General features: G+C 64.1%; 9 protein-coding genes. 5 read left to right on the top strand and 4 right to left on the bottom strand.

From position 1 onward, the window contains the following. Positions 1 to 521 precede the first annotated feature (521 nt). Both OKC30_RS17895 and OKC30_RS17890 read right to left on the bottom strand, forming a co-directional pair. The gene (locus OKC30_RS17895) at positions 522 to 1568 is read right to left on the bottom strand and encodes an NAD(P)H-dependent flavin oxidoreductase (protein WP_160839513.1); all 1047 of its coding nucleotides are present in this window, start codon (positions 1566 to 1568) and stop codon (positions 522 to 524) included. A 203-nt stretch (positions 1569 to 1771) separates the two neighbouring features. Then, positions 1772 to 2413, bottom strand: coding sequence for a ribonuclease T2 family protein (locus tag OKC30_RS17890; protein WP_109112567.1), 642 nt, complete (start codon positions 2411 to 2413; stop codon positions 1772 to 1774). Positions 2414 to 2634: 221 nt separating this feature from the next. Here OKC30_RS17890 and OKC30_RS17885 point away from each other — a divergent pair, with 221 nt between their 5' ends. From OKC30_RS17885 to OKC30_RS17875, 3 genes are all read left to right on the top strand, one after another. Next, positions 2635 to 3195, top strand: a complete 561-nt coding sequence (locus tag OKC30_RS17885; RefSeq protein WP_041994991.1) for a gamma carbonic anhydrase family protein — start codon at positions 2635 to 2637, stop codon at positions 3193 to 3195. 146 nt (positions 3196 to 3341) lie between these two features. Then, the gene (locus OKC30_RS17880; RefSeq protein WP_109112557.1) at positions 3342 to 3635 is read left to right on the top strand and encodes a hypothetical protein; all 294 of its coding nucleotides are present in this window, start codon (positions 3342 to 3344) and stop codon (positions 3633 to 3635) included. Position 3636: 1 nt separating this feature from the next. Beyond that, a complete protein-coding gene (locus OKC30_RS17875; protein ID WP_270663544.1) occupies positions 3637 to 4047 on the top strand; it encodes a DUF6515 family protein in 411 nt (136 codons plus the stop codon). Positions 4048 to 4136: 89 nt separating this feature from the next. On the opposite strand, the gene OKC30_RS17870 is transcribed toward OKC30_RS17875, so the two are convergent. Together OKC30_RS17870 and OKC30_RS17865 are read right to left on the bottom strand one after the other, a co-directional pair. After that, positions 4137 to 5456 carry a HAMP domain-containing sensor histidine kinase gene (locus OKC30_RS17870; protein WP_202395286.1) on the bottom strand — a complete coding sequence of 440 codons (1320 nt, stop codon included), beginning with the start codon at positions 5454 to 5456 and terminating at the stop codon, positions 4137 to 4139. Between the two features lie 14 nt (positions 5457 to 5470). Next, entirely contained in the window at positions 5471 to 6151 is a 681-nt protein-coding gene (locus OKC30_RS17865; RefSeq protein WP_010672948.1) for a response regulator transcription factor, read from the bottom strand. Positions 6152 to 6299: 148 nt separating this feature from the next. Between OKC30_RS17865 and OKC30_RS17860 the strand changes: the two genes are divergently transcribed. Beyond that, positions 6300 to 7457 carry an efflux RND transporter periplasmic adaptor subunit gene (locus tag OKC30_RS17860; protein WP_109112560.1) on the top strand — a complete coding sequence of 386 codons (1158 nt, stop codon included), beginning with the start codon at positions 6300 to 6302 and terminating at the stop codon, positions 7455 to 7457. Between the two features lie 2 nt (positions 7458 to 7459). Next, a complete protein-coding gene (locus tag OKC30_RS17855; protein ID WP_442865841.1) occupies positions 7460 to 9409 on the top strand; it encodes a MacB family efflux pump subunit in 1950 nt (649 codons plus the stop codon). Positions 9410 to 9499: the final 90 nt, after the last annotated feature.

Below are 9499 nucleotides of genomic sequence, written 5' to 3'. Positions count from 1 at the left end.
AAGGAGTTGGCGGCTCAATGAATTGCTGAATTAACTGCTGCAACTTTCGTTGCTTTGGTCACTTCATCAGACATTGAAAATCAAAAATTGTTTTTGATGCTCGATGCTGTGAGTGCCCACACAGATTGCTTGATTCAAATTGTTAAAGAGCGACGCAGCCTTTGGCTGCTGCGGGAGTGGCATTCTACTCAACCGCCTTCTCGAGTCAAGCCTTATTTTCAAAGGCTTTTCGAGGCTACCGACCGGCTTGTTTGCGTTGCCGCTTGCCCTGTCGATGGAGGCGCATTATAGAGACATAGATCACATTGGCAAGCTCTCATCGCAATAAAATTGCGAAAAAATGCCAATTCTTAGTTATTCATATCAAAACACAGTTTTTATACAGACTTACCCACAGGGCAAGCCCCAGAAGGGCTCATTCTGCACCCTATTACCTCCCGTTCCTCTCTGCCCGTCTCCTGTTCGAAGGGTTGCTGACCATATCAATCCGTATTTAAAGGAAGAGAATCGCAAAGTGACGCTCAGACCAGTCCTGCCTCAGCAACCCAGGCAGCGATCAGCTCGGCTGCCGCCATGGAGCGGCAGCCCGATATATTCTGCCCGGCCCAGAGTGGCGAGAAACCGCGGTCACCCGCCTTTTCGGCTGCGGCACGCAACGGAGCCAATGCGCCGCTGGCATACGGGAAGTCTGGCGGCAGCACCGAAAGAGGGCCGAGTTCCCGCATCAAGCGGTTGACTATGCCCCGCGCCGGACGGCCGCTGAACAGATTGGTCAGTGCGGTGTGTTGGCCATGCCTCCCCTGCAGCGCCGCACGGTGCAGGGGCGAGGTCGTCGCCTCGTGGCAGCAGAGGAACGCCGTTCCCACCTGGACTGCGCTGGCCCCCAGTGCCAAGGCAGCCTTGATCCCCTTGCCGTCGACTATGCCCCCGGCGGCGATGACCGGGATCGCTACTGCCGCCACTACCTGTGGCAGAAGGGTAAAGGTGCCCTGCTGCAAGCTGAGATCCTCACTCAGGAAGTGACCGCGATGGCCACCCGCCTCCAGCCCCTGGGCGATGACGGCATCGGCTCCGTGGTCAGCAAGCCACTGCGCTTCTGCCACCGTGGTGGCGCTGGCAAACACTTTTGCGCCTGTGGCTTTTACCTGGGCAAGCAATTCGGGCTCGGGCAAGCCGAAGTGGAAACTGACCACGGCAGGTCTGAACTCTGCAAGCAGGGCCGCATGCTCGTCATTGAAGGGGGCCCGAGAGGGGGCTCGCGACGGCGCCGCGGCATCCACCCCGAACTCGGCGTAATAGGGTAACAGTACCTGGCGCCAGCGCTGCTCCGCTGCCGGTTCCGGCTCGTGCTGCCGATGGCAAAAGAAGTTGATGTTGTATGGGCCTGGCCCGCTGGCGGCGAGGCGGCTCAGCTCCTGGTGCAGCTCGGCACCACTCAGCATGGCGGCAGGCAGGGAGCCCAGTGCCCCCGCACTGGTCGCCGCCATCGCCAGGGCGCTGTTCTGCACGCCCGCCATGGGGGCCTGAATGACGGGATAGCGCATCCCCAGTTCGGCAAAGAGCGTCATATGATGGTTTCCTGTTTCTGATGGTCAGTCTGATTGTGCGCCAGAGGCGGGTTGAGTCGGCAGATCGCACCTGACGTGCTGACACGTCGTCTGGCGATATCGCCTGTCCAGTTCCCGGCCAGACATCCTGTCTTGGCTTTCATCCATCAGGCTCCTTGAGGTTCATTGCACATCGGGCCCGCGAAGGGCCCGAACGTGAAGTGTCAACGCACGCTGCGCAGCAGGAAGTCCGGCTGGCCACAGGAGCGGCGCTCCCGCTTCTGCATCTCGTCGGAGCAGGGGACGGCATCCGTTCCCTGCTTGTTGATGCAGATGTAGATCTCCCGCAGGAAACGGCCCCCATCAGCGCAAGCCACCGTGATGTTGTCGGGGGCCAGCCACGGGTTGGCGCTCGCCAGATCGGCCTTGAGCTGGAAGCTGGTTTTGCGCAGCGGCTCTTCCGGCGATTGATAGGCGGCCGGGATCTTCACCTTCTGGCGCAGATCGCTGGCCAATTGGTGAAATGCCTCCTGGCTCAGCCCGGAACAGGTGCCGTGCTTCTCCCATTCATGGCGATAGAGGAAGCGGCTGGGGTAGAGCCCGGCAAACTGTTGCTCCATATCCGCATCCAGCCGCTCGCGGGTGCAGCTGGCGGGGTAGCCGCGCTGATACTGGGGCCAGAGCCCATGCAGCACGAACCCCAGCTTGCGGGCGCACTGCTCCCGATCCCCTGGCTTGATGGCGCAATGCTCGGGCGACCAGGAGAGTGCCATGGCGTAATAGTCAAACTCCCCCGCATAGCCTTTGCCCTGGGCGGCGGAGATCCACAACAGCGACCCCACCAGCCATACCATGACCTGCTTCATCTCTCGTTCCCCCTCATCTCTTTGCACCCGGTTGCGCCCCATTTTGCGCCCTCATGCTCCCATAACAGGGAGTCAAAGAACAATCGCTCAAAATGGCCTTACTCACTATGGGTCAGACCAATAAAAGGTTTCCCCTGCCGGATCAGAGGCGTAAGCTGGCTCTCCGGCGGGCCTTCATGACGCGCCACGTTTCCCCGATTTCATCAGCAACAGGACGTAACATGATCCGCAAGAATCCCTCAGGTCACCTGCCCGTTATCGACGAATCCGCCTATATCGACAAGACCGCCATCATCTGTGGCAAGGTGATCATCAAGGAGAACGTGTTTGTCGGCCCCTATGCCGTGATCCGCGCAGACGAAGTGGACGAGAGCGGTGACATGGAACCCATCGTCATCGGCGCCAACTCCAACATTCAGGATGGCGTCGTCATCCACTCCAAATCCGGCGCTGCCGTCACCATCGGCGAGTTCAGCTCCATCGCCCACCGCAGCATCGTCCACGGCCCCTGCGAAGTGGGTAACCGGGTCTTCATCGGCTTCAACAGCGTGCTGTTCAACTGCCACATCGGCGAAGGGTCCGTGGTGCGCCACAACTCCGTGGTCGATGGCTGCGATATTCCCCCCGGCTTCTATGTCCCCTCCACCACCCGCATCAACCAGCAGAGCGATCTGGCGCAGATCCCGCGCGTCACCGTGGACGCCACCGAGTTCTCCGAGGATGTGGCTCACACCAACATCGACCTCGTCAAGGGTTACAAGGCGCTCTCCAACGAGTTTTGATCCGGCGAGCGGTTCACGACACACAACGAGCGCCACGGCGCCCGTTGTCACAACTGTAAAGAGGGCGAAAAGAGGGTGTAAAGGTGGTTGAGCCGGGCGCACGCGTCGCGTTTGATGGGGGCGTTCCCATCAATGGAGTCATCATCATGTCACGCTATCCTGTCGCCCTTGCCCTGCTGCTGGGCACCACGCTCCTTCATGCAGGCGAGATGCCGCCCCCGATGGGCGCCCGCCAAGGAGGCCCCATGACACCGTCCTCCTCCGTGCTCTATCACGCCAGCAAGCAGGGGGCGGATCCCCAGGCCCTGGTCCAGGCGCTGTCCAAAAACATTGATGCCGCCAAGCCGGATACCCGCTACGAGGTCACGGTCAGCGTGCGCGAACTGCCGCCCCAGCCACTCAAACCCCAGCCCGCCGGTGCGCCGCTCAAGGGGCAGTGAGATGAGTCTGCACCGCCCTTCACTCTGGCTGCTTGCCATGGCCATCGCCCTGCCCGCCATGGCGGGTCCGGGGAACATTGGCAGACCGGGCGGATGGGAGAGCCCTGCCCCGCAGTACGGCCATGGGGCTGGCCCTGGCTTCGGCCACCGCGTCGACAGGCTGCCGGGAGGGGTGGAAACACTGCTGCTGGCCGGGCTCACCTACTATGTGCTCGACGGCATTTTCTACCGCCGGCAGGAGAACCACTATGTGGTGGTCTCCCCGCCTCCTCAGGTCCTGGTGGTGGCAGAGACAGGGCTCATCCCTCTTGATCTGGATGGCCGCCGCTATTACGTCAGGGAGGGTCACTACTACCTGCGAGAAATAGACGGGCGCTACACCGAGGTGCCGCCGCCAGCGGCGCTGCGCTGAATCGCACGGAGGAACAGATACGAGCAGGGGGCCTTGGCCCCCTCTTTCATTACAGGGGTTTTACCCCACTCGGGTCTGAGCCGCGTACCTCAGGACGGGTCATGCACTGGCAGCGTCATGGTCACTCTCAGCCCCCCCTGTGCGCGATTGCGCGCCTGGATGGTACCGCCCTGCAGAATCACCGCCTTGCGGGCGATGGCGAGCCCGAGCCCGTAGCCCTTGCCCATGCGGGGTGAGCCGATGCGCACGAAGGGGTCGAAGATCCCCGCCAGCTTCCCCTCCTCCACCCCGGGCCCCCGATCGGCGATGGAGAGCTGCATCTCCTGGCCCAGGCGCAGCACGCGAACATTCACCATCTGGCCCGACTGCGAGAAACGCAGGGCGTTGCGCACCACATTATCCACGGCGCGGCGCACCAGCTCGGCATGCCCCAGCAGGAGGCAACCCTCCCCCAGCGCCGCCTCGAGCGCTATCTCGACTCCGGATTGCTGGGCTTCGAACCTGGCATCCTGGACGACGGTCTCCACCAGCGCCAGCAGGTCGTAGTGGCTCTGCTCAAGCCCGTGGCCCTGCTCGGCACGGGAGAGGGTCAGCAGCTCCCCTATCATCCTGTCCATCCGCTCCGTCTCGAGCCGGATCCGCGCCAGGGCGTCGCTCGCCTTCTCCGGGCGCTGCTCCGCCAGGCCGATGGCCATCTGGATGCGGGCCAGGGGGGATCGCAGCTCGTGGGAGACGTCGTGAAGCAGCTGCTCGCGCCCCTCGACTAGTTGCTGCAACCGCTCCACCATGAGATCGAACTCCTTCGCCACCTCCGTCAGCTCGTCCCGGCGCCAGCGCAGAGCGGGCCAGAGTCTGACCTCCAGATCCCCTCTGGCTACCCGATCGAAGCTGCGCCGCAGGGCGTTCATGGGCCGGGTCAGGTGCCAGGCGAACAGAATGCTGAACAAGAGTCCCCCCAGGCCGCCAATCCAGAGCATGGGCGGAGGAATGTTGAGCCAGGAGAGGGGGCCGGGAGCAAGCCCGCCGGGGAGGACGCGCGGGTCCGCTCTGGTCTGCAGCAGATAGGTCTGCCCGTCGCTGGCAATCACGGTGCGTGTCAGCACGCTGCCCGGGCCAGGTTCCCCGGAGGCTGGCAGCCTGGATGCCCGGGGCGCTGGCCGGGGAGGCGCATCGGAGACATCAAGGAGTGTTATCTGCAGCAACGGCGGCGACATGGCCTGGCTCAATGCCGTCGCAGCCTCGATTCCCCCCTTTGCCAGCACGGCTGCCGCCATCTCCAGATGCTGGCTCGCCAACTGCTGGGCCAGGTGCTCTTCCGGGGGGTCACGCTCGGCACGAAAACCGAGCCAGAGCAGTTGGCTGACCAGCACGATGGCCAGCCAGAACCCCAGCAGAATCTTCCAGAACAAACGTCCCTTGAGGATCACCGTATCTTGTACCCTATGCTGCGCACCGTCTCTATGGTGACGGCCTCCCCCGCTTTTTGCTGCAGTTTCTGCCTCAGGTTGCAGATGTGCACATCGACGCTGCGATCATAGGCCTCCCTCGGGCGCCCTACCCCTTGCAGGGAGAGGGTGTCCTTGGTGACCACCTGCTCCGGTGCTCGCACCAGCAACACCAGCATGTTGAACTCGGTGGCGGTCAGCTCCAGTGGCTCCCCCTGCCAGAGACAGACCCGGTTGGCCGGGGTGACCGTCAGATCCCCCAGGATGAGGGCATCCGGCGAGGGGGTTGCGCTCCCCCCCTCGTTGACCCGCCGCAGAACGGCCCGCAGCCGGGCCACCAGCTCCCTGGGGTAGCAGGGTTTGGGCACATAGTCATCGGCCCCCATCTCCAGTCCCACCACTCGATCCACGTTGTCCCCCTTGGCGGTCAGCATGATGATCGGCAGGCGGCTGCGCTGGCGCACCTGGCGCAGCACCTCGGTGCCGCTCAAGTCGGGCAGCATCACATCCAGCAGCAGGGCGCTGTAACGGCCGGAGAGGGCATGGTGCACACCTTCCCCTCCGGTCAGCACCTGGGTGGTATCAAACCCTTCTCCCCCCAGGTATTCACTCAACATGGCGCCCAGTTCGGCATCGTCATCCACCAGCAGGATCTTCATATGCGGTCTCCCTTGTCGGCGGCCATTTTCGCCGCTTGCCACGCACTTGGCAGCCATTTTTACGAAACCCTTACGCTTGGCGCAAAGAGCCTTAACCCGGCTCTGGGGTAGAGTGCCGCCGTGATCGTCATTCAGGATACAGGTTGTCATGCCCACGTTCTCCCCTCGTCTCTTCTGGCTGCTGCCCCTGTGCGCCCTCGCCCTGTTGCTGGCCTGGCGCCCCCAGGCCAAGGCACCCGCCAGCGACTACATCACCGCCAGCGCAAAGATCCGGGATCTGGAGCAGCTCATCATGGCGGACGGCACCCTGAAGGCGCGCAAGCAGGTGAGCGTGGGCGCCCAGGTGTCGGGCCAGATCAAGAAACTGCACGTGACTCTGGGGCAGGAGGTCAAACAGGGGGAGCTGCTGGTCGAGATCGACGATCTGCCCCAGCAGAACGCCCTCAAGGATGCCCTGGCCCAGCGCGACAACCTCCAGGCCCAGCTGGATTCCAAAGAGGCCACCCTTCGCAATGCCCGCCTGGCATACCAGCGCCAGCGGCAGATCGTCGCAAGAGGTCTTGGCAGCACGGCCGACCATGACAGCGCCAAGGCGACCCTGGACGAGACCCTGGCCGATATCCGGGCCCTCAACGCCCAGCGGGTGCAGGCCGAGATCGCGGTGGACACAGCCCGGGTCAACCTGGGGTATACCCGGATCCTGGCCCCCCTCTCCGGTACCGTGGTGGCCATGCCGGTGGAGGAGGGGCAGACCCTCAACGCCAGCCAGAGCACCCCTACCCTGCTCAAGATTGCCCAGCTCGACACCATGACGGTGGAGGCCAGGATCTCCGAGGCCGACGTCATCAACGTCCGGGTCGGCATGCCGGTCTATTTCACCATTCTTGGCAACAGCCAGCGCCGCTTCGAGGGATCCCTGCGGGCCATCGAGCCCGCCCCCGACACCATCAATGACGACGACACCACCAGCAGCAGCGACAGCAGCGCCATCTATTATCACGGCCTGTTCGAGGTGCCCAACCAGGACGGTCAGCTCAGGATCAGCATGACGGCCCAGGTCTATCTGGTGGTCGCCCGGCTCAAAGATGCGCTGGTGATCCCGGCCATCGCCCTGCAGGGGGATCAGGTCAGGGTGATCGACGACGGAGGCCGGATCAGCCTGCGCCGGGTCAAGGTCGGCCTGAACAACAAGGTGGATGCCCAGATCCTGTCGGGCCTGAGCACCGGTGAGCGGGTCATCGTCAGCGAAGTGAACGCAGGCCAGAGCAACGCCGCCGGGGGCATGCCGCCCCCCATGGGGATGTGACCATGGGCGCCTTGTTGCAACTGCGGGGCATCCGCCGCCACTTCAAAGAGGGTGAGCGCACCGTCACCGTGCTCGATGGCATCGAGCTGGCGATCGCCCGTGGAGAGATGGTGGCCATCGTCGGCGCTTCGGGCTCCGGCAAATCCACCCTGATGAACCTGCTGGGCTGCCTGGATCAGCCGAGCGAGGGGGCCTATCTGGTGGCCGGGCGCGATACTGCCACCCTCAGCCGGGACGAGCTCGCCGCCCTGCGCCGGGAGCACTTCGGCTTCATTTTCCAGCGTTATCACCTGCTGGCGGATCTCGATGCCCGCACCAATGTGGAAGTGCCCGCCCTCTACGCCGGTCTGGATCCGGCCGAGCGACGCCAGCGGGCCGAGGCCCTGCTGACCCGCTTCGGCCTCGCCAGCCGGCTCGAACACAAGCCAAGCCAGCTCTCCGGCGGCCAGCAGCAGCGGGTCAGCATCGCCCGGGCCCTCATCAACGGCGGCGAGGTGATCCTGGCCGACGAGCCGACCGGGGCCCTCGACAGCCAGAGCGGCGCCGAGGTGATGGCGAGCCTTCAAGCTCTGCATCGCCAGGGCCACACCCTGGTGATCGTCACCCACGACATGGACATCGCCCGCCACGCCGAGCGGATCATCGAACTGAAAGATGGCCGAGTGATCGCCGATCGCCGCACGCGCGAGCCACAGGCCCTTCCCCAGGCGACCCAGGCCGCCACCAAGACGTCCGCCAGGGGGCAGATCCCGCTGATGGCGGGGCTCGGCAATGCCCTGCGAATGGCGCTGCGGGCCATGGTTGCCCAGCCTCTGCGCACCTTTCTCACCATGCTCGGCATCATCATAGGTATCGCCTCGGTCGTGACCGTGGTGGCCCTCGGCCAGGGCTCCCGGGAGCGGGTGCTGGAGAACATCAACGCCATGGGCACCAGCACTCTGGAGGTGTTCCCCGGTCGCGGCTTCGGGGACATGCGCTCCGCCACCATACAGACCCTGAGGATCGGGGACGCCGAGGCCATCGCCGGGCTGGACTACGTGCACAGCGTCACCCCCAACCTCAGCACCAGCGCCCCCCTGCGCCTTGGCAGTACCGCCGTCTCCGGCACCATCAACGGGGTCGGCGCCCAGTTCTTCCAGGTCCGGGGCTATCGACTGGCCCAGGGCATGGGCTTCGATCGCCAGAGCGAGGAGAGCCTGGCCCAGGAGGTGGTGATCGACGAGCACACCCGGGACAAGCTGTTCGCCCCGACCCAGTCCCCCCTGGGCCAGGTGATCCTGCTGGGGGATCTGCCCTGCCGGGTGATCGGGGTCGCCATCAAGAACCAGAGCGGCTTTGGCAGCGACGAGACCCTCAACGTCTGGATCCCTCATACCACCGCCATGAGCCGCCTGCTGGGGCAGAGCCATCTGCGCAGCATCAGCGTGCGGGTGCGGGACGAGGTGAGCCTGGACGCCGCCCAGGATGGCATCAGCCGCCTGCTCACCCTGCGCCACGGCAGCCAGGACTTCTTCCTGCTCAACACCGACAGCATCCGCCAGACCATCAGCCAGACCAGCGCCACCCTGACCACGCTGATCGCCCTCATCGCCCTCATTTCCCTGATCGTCGGGGGCATAGGGGTGATGAACATCATGCTGGTCTCGGTCACCGAGCGCACCCGGGAGATAGGGGTGCGGATGGCGGTCGGCGCCCGGACCCGGGACATCCAGCAGCAGTTCCTCATTGAAGCCGTGCTGATCTGCCTGCTGGGGGGCGTGCTCGGCATCGTCCTCTCCCTGGTGCTGGGCCAACTGTTCGACCACTTCAGCAGCGGCGTCTGGATGAGCTACTCCCTTGCCGCCATGGGGGTGGCCTGCCTCTGCGCCAGCCTGATCGGGGTGATCTTCGGCTTCGCCCCGGCCCGCCGGGCCGCCAGGCTGGATCCCATCCACGCACTGGAGCGCGAATAGCCCGCCTTGACGCCCAATGCTGTTCAGATAAGCACATTTTTGACTAATTATTCATAAATGCGACTTGAGTTGGGGGAGCAAGGCTGTTTC

The organism is Aeromonas sp. QDB18 (genome assembly GCF_027705325.1).
GTDB classification, from domain to species: domain Bacteria; phylum Pseudomonadota; class Gammaproteobacteria; order Enterobacterales; family Aeromonadaceae; genus Aeromonas; species Aeromonas caviae.
Note: the sequence above shows the minus strand (reverse complement) of the source record. Positions and strands in the feature narration are given on the sequence as shown.

Bases quoted from the DNA above. Each gene is read 5' to 3' on its own strand.
- OKC30_RS17895 (WP_160839513.1), bottom strand. From the start codon at position 1,568: ATGACGCTCTTTGCCGAACTGGGGATGCGCTATCCCGTCATTCAGGCC.
- OKC30_RS17890 (WP_109112567.1), bottom strand. From the start codon at position 2,413: ATGAAGCAGGTCATGGTATGGCTGGTGGGGTCGCTGTTGTGGATCTCC.
- OKC30_RS17885 (WP_041994991.1), top strand. From the start codon at position 2,635: ATGATCCGCAAGAATCCCTCAGGTCACCTGCCCGTTATCGACGAATCC.
- OKC30_RS17880 (WP_109112557.1), top strand. From the start codon at position 3,342: ATGTCACGCTATCCTGTCGCCCTTGCCCTGCTGCTGGGCACCACGCTC.
- OKC30_RS17875 (WP_270663544.1), top strand. From the start codon at position 3,637: ATGAGTCTGCACCGCCCTTCACTCTGGCTGCTTGCCATGGCCATCGCC.
- OKC30_RS17865 (WP_010672948.1), bottom strand. From the start codon at position 6,151: ATGAAGATCCTGCTGGTGGATGACGATGCCGAACTGGGCGCCATGTTG.
- OKC30_RS17860 (WP_109112560.1), top strand. From the start codon at position 6,300: ATGCCCACGTTCTCCCCTCGTCTCTTCTGGCTGCTGCCCCTGTGCGCC.
- OKC30_RS17855 (WP_442865841.1), top strand. From the start codon at position 7,460: ATGGGCGCCTTGTTGCAACTGCGGGGCATCCGCCGCCACTTCAAAGAG.